The 19,878-nt window shown below is 64.5% G+C and carries 23 protein-coding genes and 1 pseudogene; 13 read left to right on the forward strand and 11 right to left on the reverse strand.

Annotated features, from left to right (window positions below):
- Window positions 1-23 precede the first annotated feature (23 nt).
- The 4 genes from groL to JF290_RS05055 all read left to right on the forward strand — a co-directional run bounded on the left by groL (window position 24) and on the right by JF290_RS05055 (window position 4,662).
- Window positions 24-1,667, forward strand: coding sequence for a chaperonin GroEL (gene groL, locus JF290_RS05040; protein WP_199023678.1), 1,644 nt, complete (start codon window positions 24-26; stop codon window positions 1,665-1,667).
- A 179-nt stretch (window positions 1,668-1,846) separates the two neighbouring features.
- Entirely contained in the window at window positions 1,847-2,701 is an 855-nt protein-coding gene (locus tag JF290_RS05045) for a DMT family transporter (RefSeq protein ID WP_199023679.1), read from the forward strand.
- A gap of 36 nt (window positions 2,702-2,737) precedes the next feature.
- Window positions 2,738-3,514: an alpha/beta fold hydrolase gene (locus JF290_RS05050; protein ID WP_199023680.1), complete on the forward strand. Its 777-nt coding sequence runs from the start codon at window positions 2,738-2,740 to the stop codon at window positions 3,512-3,514.
- Entirely contained in the window at window positions 3,511-4,662 is a 1,152-nt protein-coding gene (locus JF290_RS05055; protein WP_199023681.1) for an alpha-D-ribose 1-methylphosphonate 5-triphosphate diphosphatase, read from the forward strand. Before JF290_RS05050 ends, JF290_RS05055 begins: the two co-directional genes overlap by 4 nt.
- A gap of 90 nt (window positions 4,663-4,752) precedes the next feature.
- Here the strand turns inward: JF290_RS05055 and JF290_RS05060 are convergent, their stop codons facing one another.
- The 3 genes from JF290_RS05060 to JF290_RS05070 are packed head-to-tail and all read right to left on the reverse strand — an operon-like array spanning window position 4,753 to window position 6,582.
- The gene (locus tag JF290_RS05060) at window positions 4,753-5,826 is read right to left on the reverse strand and encodes a 5-(carboxyamino)imidazole ribonucleotide synthase (RefSeq protein WP_199023682.1); all 1,074 of its coding nucleotides are present in this window, start codon (window positions 5,824-5,826) and stop codon (window positions 4,753-4,755) included.
- A complete protein-coding gene (gene purE / locus JF290_RS05065) occupies window positions 5,819-6,307 on the reverse strand; it encodes a 5-(carboxyamino)imidazole ribonucleotide mutase (RefSeq protein ID WP_199023683.1) in 489 nt (162 codons plus the stop codon). The genes JF290_RS05060 and purE overlap by 8 nt, the downstream gene beginning before the upstream one ends.
- Window positions 6,308-6,357: 50 nt before the next feature.
- Window positions 6,358-6,582, reverse strand: a complete 225-nt coding sequence (locus tag JF290_RS05070; RefSeq protein WP_199023989.1) for a YdcH family protein — start codon at window positions 6,580-6,582, stop codon at window positions 6,358-6,360.
- 166 nt (window positions 6,583-6,748) lie between these two features.
- Between JF290_RS05070 and JF290_RS05075 the strand changes: the two genes are divergently transcribed.
- Genes JF290_RS05075 through JF290_RS05090 form a run of 4 tightly spaced genes read left to right on the forward strand, consistent with a single transcriptional unit; the run spans window position 6,749 to window position 9,189 of the window.
- Window positions 6,749-7,162: an Hsp20 family protein gene (locus tag JF290_RS05075; protein WP_199023684.1), complete on the forward strand. Its 414-nt coding sequence runs from the start codon at window positions 6,749-6,751 to the stop codon at window positions 7,160-7,162.
- Window positions 7,163-7,165: 3 nt separating this feature from the next.
- Window positions 7,166-7,390, forward strand: a complete 225-nt coding sequence (locus JF290_RS05080) for a DUF1150 family protein (protein WP_199023685.1) — start codon at window positions 7,166-7,168, stop codon at window positions 7,388-7,390.
- Between the two features lie 39 nt (window positions 7,391-7,429).
- The gene (locus JF290_RS05085; protein ID WP_199023686.1) at window positions 7,430-8,317 is read left to right on the forward strand and encodes a PhzF family phenazine biosynthesis protein; all 888 of its coding nucleotides are present in this window, start codon (window positions 7,430-7,432) and stop codon (window positions 8,315-8,317) included.
- Entirely contained in the window at window positions 8,314-9,189 is an 876-nt protein-coding gene (locus JF290_RS05090) for a glycosyltransferase family 10 domain-containing protein (protein ID WP_199023687.1), read from the forward strand. The genes JF290_RS05085 and JF290_RS05090 overlap by 4 nt, the downstream gene beginning before the upstream one ends.
- 52 nt (window positions 9,190-9,241) lie before the next feature.
- Here JF290_RS05090 and JF290_RS05095 read toward each other — a convergent pair whose 3' ends face one another.
- Both JF290_RS05095 and trxB read right to left on the reverse strand, forming a co-directional pair.
- Window positions 9,242-10,957, reverse strand: a complete 1,716-nt coding sequence (locus tag JF290_RS05095) for a bifunctional sulfate adenylyltransferase/adenylylsulfate kinase (protein WP_199023688.1) — start codon at window positions 10,955-10,957, stop codon at window positions 9,242-9,244.
- Between the two features lie 224 nt (window positions 10,958-11,181).
- The gene (gene trxB / locus JF290_RS05100) at window positions 11,182-12,126 is read right to left on the reverse strand and encodes a thioredoxin-disulfide reductase (RefSeq protein WP_199023689.1); all 945 of its coding nucleotides are present in this window, start codon (window positions 12,124-12,126) and stop codon (window positions 11,182-11,184) included.
- 209 nt (window positions 12,127-12,335) lie between these two features.
- Here trxB and JF290_RS05105 point away from each other — a divergent pair, with 209 nt between their 5' ends.
- Window positions 12,336-12,836, forward strand: coding sequence for an Lrp/AsnC family transcriptional regulator (locus tag JF290_RS05105; protein ID WP_199023690.1), 501 nt, complete (start codon window positions 12,336-12,338; stop codon window positions 12,834-12,836).
- On the opposite strand, the gene JF290_RS05110 is transcribed toward JF290_RS05105, so the two are convergent.
- From JF290_RS05110 to lgt, 4 genes are all read right to left on the reverse strand, one after another.
- Window positions 12,833-13,615 carry a Hint domain-containing protein gene (locus JF290_RS05110; protein ID WP_199023691.1) on the reverse strand — a complete coding sequence of 261 codons (783 nt, stop codon included), beginning with the start codon at window positions 13,613-13,615 and terminating at the stop codon, window positions 12,833-12,835. The genes JF290_RS05105 and JF290_RS05110 overlap by 4 nt on opposite strands.
- Before the next feature lie 154 nt (window positions 13,616-13,769).
- A complete protein-coding gene (gene pgeF, locus JF290_RS05115) occupies window positions 13,770-14,525 on the reverse strand; it encodes a peptidoglycan editing factor PgeF (protein ID WP_199023692.1) in 756 nt (251 codons plus the stop codon).
- A complete protein-coding gene (locus JF290_RS05120; RefSeq protein ID WP_199023693.1) occupies window positions 14,522-15,589 on the reverse strand; it encodes a class I SAM-dependent methyltransferase in 1,068 nt (355 codons plus the stop codon). Before JF290_RS05120 ends, pgeF begins: the two co-directional genes overlap by 4 nt.
- Window positions 15,586-16,479: a prolipoprotein diacylglyceryl transferase gene (gene lgt / locus JF290_RS05125; RefSeq protein ID WP_199023694.1), complete on the reverse strand. Its 894-nt coding sequence runs from the start codon at window positions 16,477-16,479 to the stop codon at window positions 15,586-15,588. The genes JF290_RS05120 and lgt overlap by 4 nt, the downstream gene beginning before the upstream one ends.
- 95 nt (window positions 16,480-16,574) lie before the next feature.
- Between lgt and JF290_RS05130 the strand changes: the two are divergent.
- From JF290_RS05130 to JF290_RS05145, 4 genes and pseudogenes are all read left to right on the forward strand, one after another.
- Window positions 16,575-16,811 (forward strand): annotated as a pseudogene (locus JF290_RS05130) (accessory factor UbiK family protein); the annotation flags it as partial.
- 367 nt (window positions 16,812-17,178) lie between these two features.
- Window positions 17,179-17,679, forward strand: coding sequence for a type III secretion system chaperone family protein (locus JF290_RS05135; protein WP_199023696.1), 501 nt, complete (start codon window positions 17,179-17,181; stop codon window positions 17,677-17,679).
- A gap of 37 nt (window positions 17,680-17,716) precedes the next feature.
- Entirely contained in the window at window positions 17,717-18,529 is an 813-nt protein-coding gene (proC, locus tag JF290_RS05140; RefSeq protein ID WP_199023697.1) for a pyrroline-5-carboxylate reductase, read from the forward strand.
- The gene (locus tag JF290_RS05145) at window positions 18,522-18,860 is read left to right on the forward strand and encodes a tRNA-binding protein (RefSeq protein ID WP_199023698.1); all 339 of its coding nucleotides are present in this window, start codon (window positions 18,522-18,524) and stop codon (window positions 18,858-18,860) included. The genes proC and JF290_RS05145 overlap by 8 nt, the downstream gene beginning before the upstream one ends.
- Window positions 18,861-18,878: 18 nt before the next feature.
- Here JF290_RS05145 and JF290_RS05150 read toward each other — a convergent pair whose 3' ends face one another.
- Window positions 18,879-19,109: a hypothetical protein gene (locus tag JF290_RS05150; protein WP_227363868.1), complete on the reverse strand. Its 231-nt coding sequence runs from the start codon at window positions 19,107-19,109 to the stop codon at window positions 18,879-18,881.
- A 54-nt stretch (window positions 19,110-19,163) separates the two neighbouring features.
- Window positions 19,164-19,769, reverse strand: coding sequence for a thymidine kinase (locus tag JF290_RS05155; RefSeq protein WP_199023699.1), 606 nt, complete (start codon window positions 19,767-19,769; stop codon window positions 19,164-19,166).
- Between the last annotated feature and the right edge of the window lie 109 nt (window positions 19,770-19,878).

Here is a 19,878-nt window from a genome sequence, read left to right on the forward strand (position 1 = left end):
CAACTCATCAGGAGAAGCCAAGAATGTCTGCTAAGGACGTCAAATTCGACACCGATGCCCGCAACCGCATGCTGAAGGGTGTCAACATCCTCGCCGACGCGGTGAAGGTGACCCTCGGCCCCAAAGGCCGCAACGTCGTGATCGACAAATCCTTCGGCGCGCCGCGCATCACCAAGGACGGTGTGTCTGTCGCCAAGGAAATCGAACTGGAAGACAAGTTCGAGAACATGGGCGCGCAGATGGTGAAGGAAGTCGCCAGCCGCACCAATGACGAAGCCGGCGACGGCACCACCACCGCGACGGTTCTGGCCCAGGCCATCGTCAAGGAAGGCCTCAAGTCGGTTGCCGCCGGCATGAACCCGATGGACCTCAAGCGCGGCATCGACCTCGCGACCTCCAAGGTCGTCGAAGCCATCAAGGCCGCGTCGCGCGACGTGTCCGACAGCGCCGAAGTCGCCCAGGTCGGCACGATTTCCGCCAACGGCGAAAGCGAGATCGGCCAGCAGATCGCGGACGCGATGCAGAAGGTCGGCAACGAGGGCGTCATCACCGTCGAAGAGAACAAGGGCCTGGAAACCGAGACCGACGTGGTCGAGGGCATGCAGTTCGACCGTGGCTACCTCAGCCCGTATTTCGTCACCAACGCGGACAAGATGACCGCTGAACTCGACGACTGCATGATCCTGCTGCACGAGAAGAAGCTGTCGAGCCTCCAGCCGATGGTTCCGCTGCTCGAGTCCGTGATCCAGAGCCAGAAGCCGCTTCTGATCATCGCGGAAGATGTCGAAGGCGAAGCGCTGGCGACCCTCGTGGTCAACAAGCTGCGCGGTGGCCTGAAGATCGCCGCCGTCAAGGCGCCGGGCTTCGGTGATCGTCGCAAGGCGATGTTGCAGGACCTCGCGATCCTGACGGGTGGTCAGGTGATCAGCGAAGATCTTGGCATGAAGCTGGAAAACGTGACCATCGACATGCTGGGTTCGGCCAAGAAGGTGCAGATCACCAAGGACGAGACCACGGTTGTCGACGGTGCCGGCGAGAAGGCAGAGATCGAAGCCCGCGTGGCCCAGATCCGCACCCAGATCGAGGAAACCACCAGCGACTACGACCGCGAGAAGCTGCAGGAACGTGTTGCCAAGCTGGCTGGCGGTGTGGCCGTCATCCGCGTCGGTGGCATGACCGAAGTCGAAGTGAAAGAGCGCAAGGACCGCGTCGATGACGCCCTGAACGCGACCCGTGCGGCCGTTCAGGAAGGTATCGTCGTTGGTGGCGGTGTGGCTCTGGTCCAGGCGGGCAAGACGCTCGAAGGCCTGACCGGTGCGAACTCCGATCAGAACATCGGCATCTCCATCGTCCGCAAGGCTCTGGAAGCACCGCTTCGTCAGATCGCCGAGAACGCAGGCGTCGACGGGTCCGTCGTTGCCGGCAAGATCCGCGAAAGCGACGATCCCAAGTTCGGCTTCAACGCGCAGACCGAAGAATATGGCGACATGTTCAAGTTCGGCGTGATCGACCCGGCCAAGGTGGTGCGCACCGCGCTGCAGGACGCTGCCTCGATCGCTGGTCTGCTGATCACCACTGAAGCGATGGTGGCCGACAAGCCGCAGAAGGAAGGCGCTGGCGCCGGTGGCGGCATGCCCGACATGGGCGGCATGGGCGGCATGATGTAATCACGCCTCTCTTGTCCAAGAGACCGAGAAGGGGAGCCAACGGGCTCCCCTTTTTTGGTGCGCCGGCCTTTGAATCGTCGCCTTGGGTGGGAGCGATCGAGAGCGCCGAATTCGAGGCGCTGTCCTCGGCCCAATCTTCCCGGCTGTTCTTTTTCCAGATCAGCCGCTAAGCGATGTCCATGCAGCTGTTTCTCCTGTCCGCCCTGACCATGACGGCCTTCGCGGCCAACTCGATCCTGAACCGTCTGGCGGTCGATAGCGGGGCCATCGACGCGGCCAGTTTCGCGGCGCTTAGGGTCCTGTCCGGGGCGGTCATGCTGGGCATCTTGGTGGCGATGCGCGGGGCCTCGCTGCAGCTCGTTGCGCGTCGCCGCGCGGTGGGCGCGTTGGCGTTGGTGGCCTACATGGTCGGCTTTTCCAGCGCCTATGTGACGCTCGACGCAGGTCTGGGCGCGCTGGTTCTGTTCGGAGTGGTGCAGATCACCATGTTCCTGCTGGCGGCCTTGCGCGGTGCGCCGCCGACGGGCGCGCAGATCCTGGGGGCATCGATCGCCTTCGCTGGGCTTGCATGGGTGCTCTGGCCCGCTGGCGGCGCGGCTGTCGCGCCCTCCGGGGTCGCCTTCATGATCGTGGCAGGGATCGGTTGGGCGATCTACACGCTTGCCGGGCGCACCGAACCCGACGCGCTGGCCGGAACGGCGGCCAATTTCATCGTCGCGCTGCCGCTGGTCGCGCTGGCGGTGCCGCTGACCGGAGCGCCGCTCACGATGTCTCCTGCCGGCACCGGCCTCGCCATGCTGTCCGGCGCCGTCACCTCGGGCCTCGGCTACGCGCTCTGGTACAGCATTCTGCCGCGCTTCACGCCCTCAACCGCCGCGATCCTTCAACTGGCGGTGCCTGTGATCGCGCTGGTTGCCGGTGTCATCCTGTTGGGAGAGGCAGCCAGTCTGCGTCTTGCACTCGGCGCTGCGCTGGTGTTGGGCGGGATCGCGCTCGCCGTTTTGTCGGGACGACGGCGTGCCCCGGCCAAGTGACTTCCAACCGGTTTGAAACCAGCGTATCTGGCGGTCATGAAACCGCTGCTCGCCCTCATCCTGATGATCTGGCCCCTCGGGCTCTGGGCTGATTGCATCGTCCTTCTGCACGGGCTGGCGCGGACCGAAACCTCCTTTGCGGTCATGGAGCAGGTCCTGGCGGACCGGGGGTACCAGGTCGTGCGTCCGGGCTATCCCTCGACCGACATGCCGATCCCCCAGTTGGCCGAGCAGACCGTGCCCGCGGCGGTAAGTGCCTGCGGCGATCAGACAGTGCATTTCGTGACCCATTCCATGGGCGGGATATTGGTGCGCTATTGGTTCTGGCGCCAGAAGCCCGAGCGTCTTGGTCGCGTGGTCATGCTGGGTCCGCCCAATCACGGCAGTGAATTGGTCGATGAACTGGGCGATCTCGCGGTGTTCGGCCTTCTGAATGGTCCGGCGGGTATGCAGCTGGGCACTGGGCCGACCAGCCTGCCGCGTCGCCTGCCGCCTGTGGATTACCCGGTCGGCGTGATTGCCGGAACACACACGTTGAACCCGCTCTTTTCATCGCTGATCGAAGGTCCCGACGATGGAAAGGTATCGGTGCGCTCGACACGGGTTCTCGGCATGACGGACCATATCGAGCTGCCGGTCACGCACACGTTCATGATGAACAATCCAAGGGTCATCGCGGAAGCTATACATTTCATCGAGCACGGACGGTTCAATCCCGATATCTCGTGGATGGACGCTGTTTTCGGCACCATCGAAGGGTTGTGCGAGGACGGGGACTGCCCGGAGGACCAGGGGCAGGAGAGCGACAGGTGACGTCCCTGGCGCTCGACCTGGTCGGGGCGAAGGTCCTGATGCCAGGGGTCGGTCTCGTGCGCGAGCGCCTGTCGATGGCCGAAGGGACGATCCAGTCCGGCCCGGTCGGGCGCTGCGTGGATCTGAGCAGCTACTGGGTGCTGCCGGGCATCGTCGATCTGCATGGCGATGGCTTCGAGCGTCATCTCGCGCCCCGGCGGGGTGCGATGAACGAGATCGAACAGGGGGTGATCGCTGCCGAAGCGGAACTGGCCGCCAACGGGATCACGACCGCCGTCATGGCGCAGTTTTACAGTTGGGAAGGTGGGCTGCGCGGGCCCGATCATGCGGACCGGGTGTTTCAGGCGATTCACGCCACGCGCAACAGCCTCGTGACCGCGTTGATCCCGCAGCTGCGGTTCGAGACGCATATGCTGGGCGCCTATGCGGAGCTACCGGACCGGATCGCCAGTTGGGGGGTGGATTATGTCGTGTTCAACGATCACCTTCCACATGACCGGCTGGCGCAGGGCAAGCGCCCGCTGCGCCTGACCGGTCAGGCGCTCAAGGCAGGCCGCAATCCGGAGCGGCATTTCGAGATGCTGCTCGACATGCATGCGGCCTCGGGTGCGGTTCAAACCGCGCTCGACGGCCTGACCGCCGAACTGGCGCGGGCCGGGGTGCGGATGGGAAGCCATGACGATCCGGATGCGGCAACGCGCTCCACTTGGCGGGGGCGCGGCGTGCGGATTGCCGAGTTCCCCGAAACCCTCGCGGCCGCGGAAGAGGCGCGCAGTGGTGGGGATTCAATCATCCTTGGCGCGCCCAACGCCGTGCGCGGTGCGTCGCACAAAGGCAATGTCAGCGCGGTCGACCTGGTCGCGATGGGGCTCTGCGATGCTTTGGCCTCGGATTACCACTACCCCTCGCCCCGCCGTGCGGCGCTGATGCTGGTGCGCAGCGGTGTATGCGATCTTTCTTATGCCTGGGGGCTGGTCTCGGACGGGCCCGCGCGGATTCTGGGACTGGGCGATCGCGGGCGGCTTGCGCCGGGGTTGCGCGCCGATCTGGTGGTGCTGGAGGAGGACACCGGGCGGGTCGCCACCACGCTGTCGGGCGGGCGTATCAGCTACATGGCCGGGGACATCGCGCGCCGCTTCATCGCGTGAAACGGCGTTGGGAAACGGGCGCAGCGGCTCGGGCACGGCGCGCCCTCGCCGCTGCGCGCAGGCGGTCTGGTGACCGCCTGCCGGTCCGTCTCAGACGGAGCGCTTGATCCGGTTGACGTGACCCATCTTGCGGCCGGGTTTGACATCTGCCTTGCCGTAGAGATGGATGGCGGTGTCCGGGTCGCGCGCCAGTTGCGGCACCCGGTCCATGTCGTCGCCGATCAGGTTTTCCATCACCACGTCCGCGTGGCGCTGACCGCCGCCCAGCGGCCAGCCGGCGATGGCCCGGATATGCTGCTCGAACTGGTCTACCGCGCAGCCGTTCTGCGTCCAGTGCCCGGAATTATGCACCCGGGGCGCGATCTCGTTCACAACAAGGCCCTGCGGCGTGACGAAGAGTTCGACGCCCAGCACACCGACATAGTCGAGCGCGTTCAGGATGTTCGCAGCCAGCAGGATCGCATCTGTCCGTTGCGCGGGGGTCAGCTTTGCCGGCACCGTCGTTGTGCGCAGGATGCCGTCGCGGTGCACGTTTTCGCCAGGGTCGAAACAGGCGACCTCTCCGGTCAGGCCGCGGGCTGCGATCACCGAGACTTCGTGACTGAAATCGACGAACCCTTCGAGCACGGCCGGCGCGCCGTCCATTGCGATCAGGGCGTTCGCGGCGTCTTCGGGTCGCAGCAGCCGGGCCTGCCCCTTGCCGTCATAGCCAAGCCGCCGGGTCTTGAGGATCGCCGGCGTGCCGATCTGCTTGAGGGCGGCCTTCAGGTCACCCATATCGACGATACCCGCGAAGGGCGCGGTGGTGAGCCCGAGTTTGCGCAGAAAAGTCTTTTCGGTCAGCCGGTCCTGGCTGATCCGCAGAGCTTCGCGACCTGGGCGGATCGGGCGATGGGTTTCCAGAAGATCGAGCGCGCGGGTTGGAATGTTCTCGAACTCGTAGGTGACGACATCGACCGACTCGGCAAAACGCGCCAGTGCCGCGCGGTCATCATAGGCGGCCGTCGTTACCTGGTCGGCGACCTGTCCCGCGGGAGGGTTGGCGCCCGGTTCGTAGATATGACTGCGGAAGCCAAGCCGCGACGCGGCGACCGACAGCATGCGGCCAAGCTGGCCGCCGCCGAGAATGCCGATGACGGCGCCGGTGGAAAGTGGCTCACTCATCGCGCGGCTCCTCGGGAATGGAGGCCGACAGGTTGGCGCGCCAGGTGTCCAGCCGGTCCGCCAGCGCGGGGTCGGACAGAGCCAGAATGCCTGCCGCCATCAGTCCCGCGTTGGCTGCCCCGGCCGCGCCGATGGCCATGGTCGCGACGGGAAAACCGCGCGGCATCTGGACAATCGAATAGAGGGAGTCGACGCCGGACAGGGCCCGTGTCTGCACCGGGACGCCGATCACCGGCACCCGGGTCTTGGATGCCATCATACCGGGAAGATGCGCCGCACCGCCAGCGCCGGCGATGATCACCTGCAATCCGCGTTGCACGGCGCTGCGACCGTACTCCCACAGCCGGTCCGGCGTGCGGTGCGCCGAGACGATACGGGTCTCGTAGGGCACCTCCAAATTGTCCAGCATCAACGCAGCTTCCTTCATGGTCTCCCAGTCCGACTGGCTCCCCATGATGATCCCGACCCGAAGTTCCGCCATGCCCTTGCCCCTGCTGCCGAAAGAGCGCGCACTATAGCCGGATCGGGCCGCTAGGCAATGATGTCCGGGGTCAGCCTGTCCTCGATCATGGCGATCATGTCCTTCAGCCACAACTTCTGCTTTTTCAGGCGCTTGAGCGTGAGCTGATCCGCCGTCCCGCGATCGACCAGCGCGGCAATCGCCTCGTCCAGATCCCGGTGCTGGCGGCGGAACACTTCCAGCTCGACCTTGAGCACCTCGTCAGTCTTCATTGACAGATCGGATTGGACATTCATCGGCAAGCCCCCGGAATCGCTGCATGCTGAACCGACAGGATACGCGGATAAGATGTTTTCGCCTAGACCTTGTGAATACGGAACTTTCTTCCCATATTTCTTCTGCCGGGTCGCCGAAACGGGGCCCGCGCGTATCGTCGCTTTATGGAAAAAGGACGCTAGGAACGTGTCGAAACTCACTCTGGGCTCATACCCGCACCTGCTCGGGTTCGAGCAACTGGAACGTCTGCTGGAACGGTCTTCCAAGTCCGGCAACGACGGATATCCTCCTTTCAACATCGAACAGACGTCCGATCATTCCTATCGCATCACGCTTGCCGTGGCGGGGTTCGCCGAAACAGACCTGTCGATCACGGTCGAGGATCGGCAACTGGTGATCCGGGGCCGACAGTCCGACGACAGTGACGGCCGGATTTTCCTGCACCGGGGCATTGCCGCGCGCCAGTTCCAGCGCATGTTCGTTTTGGCCGACGGTGTCGAGGTGGGAGAAGCGATCATGGAGAACGGTCTGCTGCATGTCGACCTGACCCGGGCCGTGCCCGAAACGGTCGTGCAGACGATCAACATCAGGAAGGGGTAAGTCATGGACACACCATTCAATTTCAGCGAAACGGACAAGCCGATCGTCTACGTCAAGACGGTGGACGTAGCCGATCTGCCGAAGGAAGTGCGTGCCGAGGCGGGCGAACTCAGCCACCTCTACGCGGTGCATTCCTCGGATGGGCAACAGCTTGCGCTGGTCGCCGACCGTCGCATGGCCTTCGTGCTGGCACGTCAACACGACTTCGCGCCCGTCGCGGTGCACTGACACTAACCGGGCGGTTCGTCCGACCCATCGGGGGCCGCCATGGCGTCTTACGATTTCGATTGGGTGGATGCCTTCACCAGCCGACCCTTCAGTGGCAACGGTTGTGCCGTTGTGCATGGCGGTGCGGATCTTGATGCCGCGACCTGCATGAACGTCGTGCGCGAGACGTCCTTGGTGGAATGCACGTTCACCGGCCCGTCCGATGTCGCTGACATCCGTGTTCGCTATTTCCTCGCCAGCCGCGAGATCCCGTTTGCCGGGCATCCGACAGTCGCCACCGTGGCGGCGATGCGCGCGCGCGGGCTGGTCAAGGGCGACTCGCTGGTGCTCGAGACCGGGGCGGGGCTGGTGCGGGTCGTCCTTGATGGCGACTTGATAGAGATGACACAGGTCGCACCGGTTTTCGGCGCAACGCCCGACCCGGCGCGCGTCGCTCACGTGGTCGGGCTAATGCCTGATGCGATCCTCACGCCGCCGCAGCTTGTATCGACCGGGCTGGCGTTCTGCGTCACGGTTCTGCGCGATCAGGGGGATCTGCGCGCGGCGCGGCTGAACGTCGATGCGCTTCGCGATCTGGCGCGCGACCTTGGCCATGATGGCACTGATCTGCTGGAGCCGTTCCTGGTCACGCTGAACGGTGCGACCAGCGAGGGCGATACGTTCTCGCGCCTGTTGCTGGCCCCGCCGAGTCCGCCCGAGGACCCGTTTACCGGGTCCGCCACGGGCGCGATGGCGGCCTATCTCTGGCACCATGGCCTGATGGAGAAGGACAGCTTCGTCGCCGAACAGGGCCATTGGATGGACCGTCCGGGGCAGGCGCGTGTCACACGACTGGGCCCGAGCGATGCCATGACGGGCATCAAGGTCGCCGGGCGCGCCTATGTGCTGATGCGCGGGCAGATCGATCTGCCAGAGGCTGGCCAATGACCGCGTCCGCGCCGGCCATCGGATTCCTTCCCTATGGTACCGACCTCGGACGGGACCTCAGCCGCAAGCCTATTGCCGAGGTGAACTGGCCGCTCGGGTGCCCCGAACGGCTGACTGGGCGCACGGTCGGCGACCTGCTGCCTTCCGACCACCTGATCTGCTTTCCCAAGACGATGCATCACCTGAACCCACGGCGCGGGACCCGTGCGCAGATCTCGCTGGTATTGGGCGAGCCGTCGGTCATCCACGCCAAGCACCTCGCCCTGCTGCGGGTGACCTACCGGCGCTTCTATCGCGTGCTCAGCTTCAACGAACAGTTGCTGGCCGATATCCCCAACGGCATATTCTTTCCCTACGGCACCACATGGGTGCCGAACTGGCGCGACCTGCCGCGCGACAAAAGCCGGATGATCTCTCTCATCGCATCCTCCAAGAAGGACACGACCGGGCACAAGCTGCGCCACGCCGTGGTCGATTGGGTGCGCGACAGCGGGCAGGAGGTCGACGTGATGGGGCGCGGTTACACGCCGTTCGACGAGAAATCCGATGGGCTGGCGCCATACCGCTATTCCATCGTGATCGAGAACGTCCGCGAAGCGAATTACTTCTCCGAAAAGCTTCTGGATGCGGTGTTTTGCGACACGGTACCGATCTATTGGGGCTGTCCCAATCTCGACAGGTTCATCGACCCGGATGGCATCATACAATGCGTCAGCGAGGAAGATGTGCGCCGGGCCGTGCACGCCGCCTCCGAAAGCGATTTCCAGGCGCGCCTGCCGCGGATCAGAGCGATCCAGCCGCAGTTGGACCAATATGCGGATATCGAGCGCCGCGCTGTCGAGGTGATCCGCGACAGTCTTGCCAAGACGTGAACGGCCCGGCGAAGGGTGTCCGCCGGGCCGTTCACGTTCGGATGCGACCGGGTCAGCCCGCGATCAGGCCCATGTTCTCCAGCTTGAGCAGCACCTGGTGGGCGCAGTTGTCCACGTCGGTGCCTTCGGTCTCGACCCGCAGTTCGGGGTTTTCCGGCACGTCATAGGGGTCGGAGATGCCGGTGAACTCCTTGATCTTGCCCTCGCGTGCCAGCTTGTAGAGTCCCTTGCGGTCGCGGCGCTCGCATTCCTCGATGCTGGTCGCGACATGGACCTCGACGAAGGCGCCATAGGCTTCGACATCCTCGCGCACGGCGCGACGCGTTGCGGCATAGGGCGCGATCGGCGCGCAGATGGCGATGCCACCGTTCTTGGTGATCTCGCTGGCCACGTAGCCGATGCGCCGGATGTTGAGATCGCGATGCTCCTTTGAGAAGCCCAGTTCGCTCGACAGGTTCTTGCGCACGATATCACCGTCCAGCAGCGTTACCGGACGGCCGCCCATCTCCATCAGCTTGACCATCAGCGCGTTGGCGATGGTCGACTTGCCCGAACCCGAGAAACCGGTGAAGAACACGGTGAACCCCTGCTGGGACCGCGGCGGACGGGTGCGGCGCAACTCCTGCACGACTTCGGGGAAGCTGAACCATTCCGGGATTTCCAGCCCTTCGGCCAGGCGGCGGCGCAGTTCGGTACCCGAGATGTTCAGGATCGTGACGTTGTCCTTGTCCTCGATCTCGTCATTGGGTTCATACTGGGCGCGCTCCTGCACATAGACCATGTGTTTGAAGTCGACCATCTCGATGCCCATCTCGTCCTGATGCTGGCGGAACAGGTCCTGTGCATCGTAGGGGCCATAGAAATCCTCGCCCGCCGAGTTCTGGCCCGGGCCGGCATGGTCGCGGCCGACGATGAAATGGGTGCAGCCGTGGTTCTTGCGGATCAGCCCGTGCCAGACCGCCTCGCGCGGACCGGCCATGCGCATGGCCAGGTTCAGCAAGGACATCGTGGTGGTCGCGGCCGGATACTTGTCCAGCACCGCCTCATAGCAGCGCACGCGGGTGAAGTGATCGACGTCGCCCGGCTTGGTCAGCCCGACCACCGGGTGGATCAGCAGGTTGGCCTGCGCCTCGCGTGCGGCGCGGAAGGTCAGTTCCTGGTGTGCGCGATGCAGCGGGTTGCGGGTCTGGAACGCCACGACCTTGCGCCAGCCCAGCTTGCGGAAATAGGCGCGCAACTCGTTCGGCGTGTCGCGGCGGCCGCGGAAATCGTAATGCACCGGCTGCTGGATGCCCGTGACGGGGCCGCCCAGGTAAACCTTGCCGGCGGTGTTGTGCAGGTAGTTGACGGCGGGGTGCGCAACGTCATCCGCACCGAACACCATCTCGGCCTCACGCGACTTGTTCGGGAGCCAGCGGTCGGTCACGGTCATGGTCGCCAGGATGACGCCTTCCTGGTCACGCAGCGCAATGTCCTCGCCGATCTCCAGCCCGTCGGCGAAGCTCTCGGACACGTCCAACGTGATCGGCATCGGCCAGAGCGTGCCGTCGGCCAGTCGCATGTTCTCCACGACGACGTCATAGTCCGCTTCGCTCAGGAACCCCTTGAGCGGGTTGAATCCACCGTTCATCAACAGTTCCAGATCGCAGATCTGGCGCGGGGTCAGGTCATGGCTCTTCAGGTCGCCGGCATCCACCTTCAGCTTCTGCGCGCTGTCATAGGAGACATAGAGTTCGGGGATCGGGGCGAGATTTGCGAGCATGGTCATCGAGACTATTCCTGGATGCTTGAAAAGAGACGGGTGCCGGCGGCCCCGGTCGGGCGCGGCATAACTCTGCTGGGTCGCCAAAGTCCAGCCATGGAAATCAGGTTTTGCCCGTTTGGGCCCTCTCGGCGCGGATTTCTGCCTTCAGATGGACAAAACTGCTTGTTCTCAAGGGAATTGTGGCGGCCATGCATCGGATGCATTGCCGCCATGTTTTCGGCGCGGGATCAACCGTCCTGTTCTGCGAGGAAACGCTCGGCTTCGAGCGCCGCCATGCAACCCATACCCGCGCTGGTCACCGCCTGGCGATACTTGTGATCAGTTAGGTCACCCGCGGCGAAGACGCCCGGGATGCTGGTTTCGGTACTGTCGGGCTTGGTCACGACATAGCCGCCCATGTGGGTCTCGAGCACGTCCTTGACGAGCTCGTTGGCGGGCGCGTGGCCGATGGCGACGAACACGCCCTTGGCGGGGATCTCGGTGATTTCGCCGGTCTTGACGTGCTTGACCCGCACTGCTTCGACGCCCAACGGGTTTTCGGTGCCGACCACTTCGTCGAGCGTGTGAAACCAGAGCGGTTCGATCTTGGGGTTCTTCATCAGCCGGTCGATCAGGATCTTCTCGGCGCGCAGCTCGTCGCGGCGATGGACGAGCGTCACCTTGCTCGCGAAGTTGGTCAGGAAAAGCGCCTCTTCCACCGCCGTATTGCCGCCGCCAATCACCACGATCTCCTGTCCACGATAGAAGAAGCCGTCGCAGGTCGCGCAGGCGGACACGCCGAAGCCCTTGAACTTCTCCTCCGACGGCAGACCGAGCCACTTGGCCCGCGCACCAGTCGCCAGGATCACGGCGTCAGCCGTGTAGACGGTTCCACTGTCGCTCTGCGCGGTGAAGGGGCGCTTTGACAGGTCCAGATCGGTGATGATGTCGCTCACCACCTCGCAGCCCATTGCCTTGGCGTGGGCTTCCATCCGCACCATCAGGTCGGGGCCCTGAACCTCGGTGTCGCCTGGCCAGTTCTCCACCTCGGTGGTCGTGGTCAGCTGGCCGCCGGGCTCGATTCCCTGCACCAGCAGCGGTTGCAGCATGGCGCGGCTGGCATAGACGCCGGCGGTGTATCCGGCGGGGCCGGAGCCGATGATCAGAACTTTGGTATGCCGTGTCTCGGCCATGTCTTCCCCCGTTTCTCGCGCCGTGGCAGGCGGGTGCGTGCGCGCCTGTCGGATTGAGCATATATCCACGGCGTCTGCCGACTTGAACCCCCGATCTTGGGTGGTGCAATTCATCAAACGGCTTGAACAGATTGTTGCGCGGATGCGAAAGAATATTGCGCATGCCCGCGCCGCTGATATAACAAACGCAAATTCCGGGGGAGCAGAAAATGGCTATGACGCGCCTAGACCCGATCGACCGCAAGATCCTGGCAGAGTTGCAGGCCGACGGGCGCATGACGAACGTGGAACTCGCGCGGCGGGTGGGTATTTCCGCTCCGCCCTGTCTGCGCCGGGTGCGCACGCTCGAGGAATCCGGGCTGATCGAGGGCTATCATGCGGATGTCAACGAGCGCGAACTGGGCTTTGAGGTGCAGGTCTTCGTGATGGTCGGGCTTGACAGCCAGGCCGAGGCGGAACTGAGCGCCTTCGAGGAGCGGTGCCGCAACTGGCCGCTGGTCCGTGAATGCCACATGTTGAACGGCGAGGTGGATTTCATCCTGAAATGCGTCGCGCCTGACTTGAGCGGTTTCCAGAGTTTCCTGACCGGTGAGTTGCTGACCACGCCGAACGTGGCCAGCGTCAAGACGTCCCTCGTGATCCGGCGCGCCAAGGATGAACCCGGCGTGCCGTTCGACATTCTCGAAGACCGGCTGAGCAAGAGCGCCTAGGCGCTTACCGCATCATGCTGTCCATCGCCAGCCCGCGCGAACGCGAGAGGGCCGAAATCGCACAGCTGATCGACATGCGGAAACAGGCTCAGGAATACCGGGCGCATCGCCTGGCTCAGCAGGCGCGCGGCGTTGGGGCCGGGGTGATAGGTCTCGAACTCCAGCCCGTTGACGCGGATCGCGGCGTGCCGCGCGAGACCCAGGTGAAACAGCTCGACAGGCGTGGGCGGGGCGGTTTCGATCACCGTCATTCCGTCGATGAACTCCTGTATCGGGGTCAGCATCTGCGCGCCGTCGCACATCGCCCGAAGATGCGGCGGCGTATGGAGCAGGCGCGCCGATGGGCCGGCTATCACGCAGGACATCGGGCGTTGGACACCGAAACCGTCGGCCATGATCCGGGCCAGATGCCGCTTGCGCCCCTGCGTTTCCGAACGCCCGGGCACGAGCGTCGTGCTGCCCTTCCAGAGCAGCGGTTGCACGCCGTCTTGGGTCACGATGCGATCCCCCGGCAGCAGGTCCTCGACCGCCACGGCGCCGGCCTCTGTTTCGACCATTGAGCCGCGCGAGAAGGCGCAGAATGCGTCCTCGAAGATCGGCAGGGCCGGGGCGATGCGCCGTGTTTCGGCCAGCGTTCCACCGGGCAGCAGAGACCATACGCTATAGCGGCGCAATTGCGGTCGAGGCTGAGCCCGCAGCGCTGCAGGATCGGCCATGCCAGCCGGGTGATTCTGGATCGCGCGACGCGAGGCCGTGTTCAGCGGGATTGGGAGTGTCATTTCGGTCGGCCCTTGAAAAGTCGGTCGAACCTGCGTCGGCCCCCACCGACAACGCAGACTGACGCGAACGTTGTCTGCATGGCGACAATACTTCTCGAATTCCGGTCAAATTGTCAATGAATTGGCCGTATCTCTGGTTAACGGGCGGACGACGTCAAAGGCAGATGACCGAGATCAGCCGCCCGTAGTCGGCCTCCTTCGCATGGGTGCTGCGGCGGTAGGAATAGAAACGGGCGGAATCGGAATAGGTGCAATGGCGGGTCCATTCCGCGTGTCCGACGCCGGCGCGCCGCAATCGGTGCAGACCGAACCCCGGCAGGTCGAATTGCATCCGGTCGCCGGTACCGCCGGCGAAGAACCGGCTGTTCTCGGGGTCATCCAACAGAAAATCATCGAGAAATTCCGGGCCGACCTCGTAGGCGCGCTGGCTGATCGTCGGTCCGATCACTGCCGTGATCTCGCAGCGACGCGCGCCCAGCTGTTCCATTGCGTCGAGCGTCGCCTCGAGCACCCCGTCCAGTGCGCCGCGCCAGCCCGCATGGGCCGCGCCGATCACGCCGGCCTCGGGATCGGCGAAGAGTACCGGCTGGCAATCCGCCGTCAGGACCGACAGGGCGAGCCCCGGCGTGGCCGTCACCAGCGCGTCGGCGCGTGGTTTCTCGACAAGGGGTTCGGTCACGGTCACCACATCGGGCGAATGGACCTGGTGCACCCCGACCAGCGCATCGGGTGAGATCTGCATCGCGTCGGCGACGCGGGCGCGGTTGATCGAGACGGCCTCGCTCTGGTCGGACGATCCAGTGCCGCAATTCAGCCCCGAAAACACGCCCGATGAGGCGCCGCCGCGACGGGTGAAGAACCCGTGCCGAAGCGGCAACAGGGGGTCGGCGGTGAGAATCTCCAGCGTCATGGGTCCAGTCCGGGTGGCGGTGTGCCCTCTGCCGGGAAGATCCCGAGGGTCTTGAACAGGTTTCCCATTTCATCGGGATGCGTCAACCTGCGATGTGCGGCGACCAATTGGTCGAGCGCCTCGCCAGTCAATCCCTTGGACAAGGCCTGGGCCCGGGCGGTGATCCCCAGTCGTTCGAGGAAAACACCTTGCGGAGTCAGACGGGTATGGGCGCAACCCGCCCGCCGCGCGGCGTTGGCCAGCACCTCGAAATCCACATGCGCGGTCAAATCCGCCTGTCCAGGTTTATCCAGCGCATCGACCGTTTCATGGGCGGCCACCGCCTGTAGCGTGTCGCCGAGCGAGCGCCAGTCGCCGTAATCTAGGATCAGCGCGACTCCGCCATGGGCCGCGATTCGCTCGGCGAGTATGGTTGTTACCTCGGCCGCCAACGGGCAGGTCTCGACGAGATCGCCCTCGGCCGTATCGTCCAGCCGATGCGTCAGTGTCGGTTGTGGGCCTGCCGGACCCAAGCCGAAGACAAGATCGCCGCCCTTTTCACCGACCCGCCGTTCGCGCCACCCTGTGCCCGCGCGCAGGAACTGGCGAACCGGCAGCGCATCGAAAAACTCGTTTGCGACGATGAAAAGAGCACGCTCAGGCAGGTCTTCGACCTGTTCGGACCAGGTCGGCGCATGGGGCGACAGTATCTCGGCCTGCACTTTTCGCAGAGCGGGGGAGGCCTCGACCAGCACAAGCCGTGCGGCGTCGTGAAAGCCCGGCACCAGTCGTGTGGCGCGCAGGATGTCGGCCATGAGCGTGCCGCGTCCCGGGCCCAGCTCTGCGAGGGTGAAGGGCGTTGGACGTCCCTGACTGATCCAGGCCTGCGCCAGTGCGAGCCCGATCACCTCGCCGAAGATCTGGCTGATTTCGGGCGCGGTGATGAAATCTCCCTGGGCGCCGAAGGGGGCGCGGCTGGTGTAGTAGCCCAGCGTCGGGTGCAGCAGGCAGTCGCGCATGTAGCTTGCGATGCTGATCGGCCCGTCCTGGCGAATGCGCCGGACGATCTGATCCTTCAGGGTCATGGAGTGCCGCGCCGTTTCGCGCGCAGGATCAGAAAGAGACCGAGGGCGATCATCGGCAGCGACAGCAACTGGCCCATGGTCAGACCATACCCACCTATCTGCCATGCGAGGCCCAGTGGATTTCCCGGCCCGATGAATTGCGCGTCCGGTTGGCGAACGAACTCGACGAGGAAGCGCGCGAGTCCGTAGCCCGCAAAGAACGTGCCCGAGACGAGCCCCGGCCGCTTGAACCCGTCCCGGCGATAGACCAGCCAGAGAAGGACTGCGCCGAGAATAAGCCCCTCGAGCACCGCTTCGTAAAGTTGTGACGGATGCCTGGCGCAGAGGCCTTCGACAACACCCGGACAATCCTGCGCCGCGGCGCCGGGAAAGATGACGCCCCATGGCAGGTCGGTCGGGCGGCCCCAAAGCTCGGCATTGATGAAATTGGCGAGCCGCCCCAGCAACAAACCAGCGGGGACAGTGTGGGCAATCAGGTCGGCGGCGGGCAGAACGGGAATGGCATGTCGCCGGCAGTAGAGCCACGACGCGATCACTACCCCCAGCAGGCCGCCGTGAAAGGCCATGCCGCCTTGCCAGATGCGCAGGATCTCGATCGGGTTCTGCAGGTAATAGGCCGGTTGGTAGAACAGTACGAAACCGAGCCGCCCGCCGAGGATCACGCCGAGAATGATCCAGGTCAGCAGGTCCTCGACCTGCTCCGGCCGCATCGGCGGGGTGTTGTCGGCCCAAAGCTGCACGCGCCGCGTGGCGATCACCGCAAGCCGCCACGCGATCAGGATGCCGACGATATAGGCCAGCGCATACCAGCGCAGCGTCAGGTCGACCCCGAAGACGGAGATCGAGACGATATCGGGTGAAAGATCGGGAAATCGGAGTGCGGCCTGCATGGGCGTTTCAATGCCTCTGCTGCGGCGGGGAAGTCAACCTTGTCCGGCGGGCCGTTCCTCCCCATATTGGAGGCAACACGGAACGGAGATACCAGATGCAAACCCGCAACAAGATACTCGACGACATTTCTCAGTTGATGACCAATGCCATGGGCGTGGCGCAAGGCGCGCGCGACGAGGCGGAAACGGCGATGAAATCGTTGCTCGACCGTTGGCTCGCCGACCGTGACCTTGTCACCCGCGAGGAGTTCGACGCGGTGCGCGCGATGGCGCAGAAAGCGCGGGAGGAGAACGAGGCGCTGTCCGCCCGCATGTCCGCGCTGGAGGCGGCGTCCGCCAAGCCGAAAGCCGCTCCCAGGGCAAAAGCGGCGCCGAAGTCGAAACCCAAGCCCAAGGCCTGATCCCAAGGCGGCGCTGCCGCGCCATTTCAATTTCCAAGCTCTTGCAGGCGCGCAACGACGATCAGGTCGTTGCGCGCCTTGCGTATGGACAGGCGCGAAGACAGACGAGATTTTGGGCAAATATACAAAGTGTCCACAACTTATTGCGGCTCCCCCCGAAATAGGGGGTTGTCAGACTAGAGCTGGCGGCGCACCATATCTTGTACGGGCACGGGGGATCGCCCCGGTCTGTAGAGCAGGCAGCTAGCGCTAGGGGCGCTGCACAGTCCCCTTCGCTAGAGATCAGTGAGGTGGCATCATGGCCCTTTCCGAGCAGTATCTGGAAGACGACATTCACCCGATCGATATCGTGGAACATATCGCGTCCGATCACGATTGGGAGTTCGATCGCATCGGCGACGATCAAATCGCCATGGCCGTCGAGGGGCAGTGGCGCACATACTCGATCACGCTTGCCTGGTCGGGCTATGACGAAACGCTGCGGATGATCTGCACCTTCGAGATGGACCCGCCCGAGGACAAGATGTCGGGGCTCTACGCCCTGATCAACGAGATGAACGATCAATGCTGGGCTGGCGCGTTCACCTATTGGGCCGAGCAGAAGCTGATGGTTTATCGCTATGGGCTGGTGCTCAGCGGCGGGCAGATGGCCACGCCCGATCAGATCGACACGATGATCAGCGCCGCCGTTCTGAGTGCCGAGCGCTACTACCCGGCGATCCAGCTTCTTGTCTGGGGCAACCAGACTCCGCGCGAGGCGATACAGGTCGCCATTGCAGAGGCCTACGGGCGGGCGTAAACCTGAGCCCTGAACCGAAGAGGGGAGGGGCGTTTTCATGGACATCAAGGACCTTGCCGCGCGTGGGCTTGTCTTGCTGGGCTGCGGCAAGATGGGCTCGGCCTTGCTGGCCGGTTGGCTCGACCGGGGATTGCCTGCGACCGCGGTTTGGGTGATCGACCCGAATCCGTCCGATTGGGTCAAGGCCCAGGGGCTGCACCTGAACGAGGACCTGCCGAGCGATCCGGCCCTCGTGCTGATCGCGGTCAAGCCGCAGATGATGGGGGATGCGCTGCCTGCGCTGGCCTCGCTCGGCGGCGATACGGTCTTCATCTCGGTTGCCGCCGGCACACCGATTTCGGCATTTCAAGCGGCCTTGGGAGAGGGTGCGCGCATCGTGCGTGCGATGCCCAATACGCCGGCGGCCGTCGGGCGCGGGATCACCGCGCTGGTCGGCAATGCGGTGGCAGACGGCGCGGATCTCGACATGGCGGAGATGCTGCTGTCGGCGGTTGGCCAGACCGTGCGCCTTGACAGCGAGGAGCAGATCGACGCGGTCACGGGGGTGAGCGGTTCGGGTCCGGCGTATGTCTTTCACCTGATCGAAACGTTGGCCGCGGCCGGCGAGGCACAGGGGTTGCCGGCGGAGATGGCGATGAAACTGGCCAAGGCCACGGTGGCCGGAGCCGGCGCGCTGGCCGAAGCCGCCGAGGAAGACCCTGCGCAGCTGCGCGTAAATGTCACCAGCCCGAACGGGACGACGCAGGCCGCGCTCGAGGTTCTGATGGACGAGGACACCGGCTTCCCGTCTCTATTGAACCGGGCTGTGAAGGCGGCGACAGATCGTGCGCGCGAGCTGTCTCGTGGCTGAGATTTCGTTCGAGGACTTTCTGAAGGTGGACATTCGCGTCGGCACAGTACTGCGCGCAGAACCCTTTCCGGAAGCGCGCAAGCCGGCCATCAAGCTGTGGATCGATTTTGGAGACGAAATCGGCGAACGCAAGACATCCGCGCAAATCACTGCCCATTACACACCCGACGCGCTCGTCGGAAAGCAGGTGATGGCGGTGGTGAATTTTCCGCCGCGCCAGATCGGACCGTTCATGTCCGAAGTTCTGGTCTTGGGGCTGCCGGACGCGACGGGAGAAATCGTGTTGATCGGACCGGACGGCCCGGTTCCCAAGGGCGGGCGGATGCACTGATCCGCCAGCCGCAGGCAATTACGCGTCACGCAGCGGTCGCGGTTCGTCGCGACGTTGATTCCAGGCCGGGTCGTCTTTCTTGATCCGGCGGGCGAGCCATATGCCTCCCGGCACGCCGACGATGAGGCCTGTTGCACCGGACACGGCGAAGGCGGGCCAACCGACAAACCCCATTGCAAGCGCGGCGGTGATGGCTGCGCCTGCGACGCAGAGCGTGGTCAGAACGATCATGTAGTAACGCAGTCTCATGGTTCGGACTCCTTTCTTGCGCTGTTAGGCGCATCAGGAACCCAACGCGACAGTTCAGTCCTCGGTTCCCTGGGTTTGGGGGCGGTCGCCCACAGCGTCGCGCCAGTGGCGTCGACAGAGCGAGACATAGGTTTCATTCCCGCCGATCTGGACCTGCGCGCCATCGCGCAGCGCGCGCCCCTCTGCATCCTGCCGGATCACCATGGTCGCCTTGCGCCCGCAGCGACAGATCGTGCGCACCTCGCGGATCTCGTCCGCGATGGCCAGCAGCGCGGCGGACCCCGGGAACAACTCGCCGCGGAAGTCGACTCGCAGCCCGTAGCAGAGGACGGGCAGGTTCAGGTCGTCGACCACGCGTGCCAACTGCCAGACCTGGGCCTTCTCGAGAAACTGCGCCTCGTCCACGAAAACGCAGGAGACGGGACCCTGTGCGAGACGGTCCTGCACCATCGCGAAAAGATCGTCGCCCGGTGCGAAGACATCGGCGTCGGACCCGATGCCGATGCGCGAGGCGATCCGCCCCGGCCCCGCTCGGTCGTCGACGCGCGCAGTGAGCAGATAGGTCTGCATGCCGTGTTCGCGGTAGTTGTGCGAGGCCTGCAGCAGAACCGTCGACTTGCCGGCGTTCATGGTGGAATAGTTGAAGAAAAGCTTTGCCATGGCGCGGGTTTAAGCGCGGCCCGCGCGCCGCGCAAGACGGCCGATTGCCGGAGTGGCAGCGGGCTCATACACGCCCGCCGCCCGGCAGACTGGGCGACACGCCGCCCGG

The sequence above is a fragment of the Sedimentitalea arenosa genome (assembly GCF_016428585.1).
Taxonomy (GTDB): domain Bacteria; phylum Pseudomonadota; class Alphaproteobacteria; order Rhodobacterales; family Rhodobacteraceae; genus Sedimentitalea; species Sedimentitalea arenosa.

Bases quoted from the DNA above. Each gene is read 5' to 3' on its own strand.
- JF290_RS05155 (WP_199023699.1), bottom strand. From the start codon at position 19,769: ATGGCAAAGCTTTTCTTCAACTATTCCACCATGAACGCCGGCAAGTCG.
- pgeF (WP_199023692.1), bottom strand. From the start codon at position 14,525: ATGACGCTGGAGATTCTCACCGCCGACCCCCTGTTGCCGCTTCGGCAC.
- JF290_RS05120 (WP_199023693.1), bottom strand. From the start codon at position 15,589: ATGACCCTGAAGGATCAGATCGTCCGGCGCATTCGCCAGGACGGGCCG.
- JF290_RS05070 (WP_199023989.1), bottom strand. From the start codon at position 6,582: ATGAATGTCCAATCCGATCTGTCAATGAAGACTGACGAGGTGCTCAAG.
- purE (WP_199023683.1), bottom strand. From the start codon at position 6,307: ATGGCGGAACTTCGGGTCGGGATCATCATGGGGAGCCAGTCGGACTGG.
- JF290_RS05150 (WP_227363868.1), bottom strand. From the start codon at position 19,109: ATGAGACTGCGTTACTACATGATCGTTCTGACCACGCTCTGCGTCGCA.
- JF290_RS05080 (WP_199023685.1), top strand. From the start codon at position 7,166: ATGGACACACCATTCAATTTCAGCGAAACGGACAAGCCGATCGTCTAC.
- groL (WP_199023678.1), top strand. From the start codon at position 24: ATGTCTGCTAAGGACGTCAAATTCGACACCGATGCCCGCAACCGCATG.
- JF290_RS05045 (WP_199023679.1), top strand. From the start codon at position 1,847: ATGCAGCTGTTTCTCCTGTCCGCCCTGACCATGACGGCCTTCGCGGCC.
- JF290_RS05105 (WP_199023690.1), top strand. From the start codon at position 12,336: ATGGCTATGACGCGCCTAGACCCGATCGACCGCAAGATCCTGGCAGAG.
- JF290_RS05085 (WP_199023686.1), top strand. From the start codon at position 7,430: ATGGCGTCTTACGATTTCGATTGGGTGGATGCCTTCACCAGCCGACCC.
- JF290_RS05095 (WP_199023688.1), bottom strand. From the start codon at position 10,957: ATGACCATGCTCGCAAATCTCGCCCCGATCCCCGAACTCTATGTCTCC.
- JF290_RS05060 (WP_199023682.1), bottom strand. From the start codon at position 5,826: ATGAGTGAGCCACTTTCCACCGGCGCCGTCATCGGCATTCTCGGCGGC.
- trxB (WP_199023689.1), bottom strand. From the start codon at position 12,126: ATGGCCGAGACACGGCATACCAAAGTTCTGATCATCGGCTCCGGCCCC.
- lgt (WP_199023694.1), bottom strand. From the start codon at position 16,479: ATGCAGGCCGCACTCCGATTTCCCGATCTTTCACCCGATATCGTCTCG.
- JF290_RS05110 (WP_199023691.1), bottom strand. From the start codon at position 13,615: ATGACACTCCCAATCCCGCTGAACACGGCCTCGCGTCGCGCGATCCAG.
- proC (WP_199023697.1), top strand. From the start codon at position 17,717: ATGGACATCAAGGACCTTGCCGCGCGTGGGCTTGTCTTGCTGGGCTGC.
- JF290_RS05135 (WP_199023696.1), top strand. From the start codon at position 17,179: ATGGCCCTTTCCGAGCAGTATCTGGAAGACGACATTCACCCGATCGAT.
- JF290_RS05050 (WP_199023680.1), top strand. From the start codon at position 2,738: ATGAAACCGCTGCTCGCCCTCATCCTGATGATCTGGCCCCTCGGGCTC.
- JF290_RS05090 (WP_199023687.1), top strand. From the start codon at position 8,314: ATGACCGCGTCCGCGCCGGCCATCGGATTCCTTCCCTATGGTACCGAC.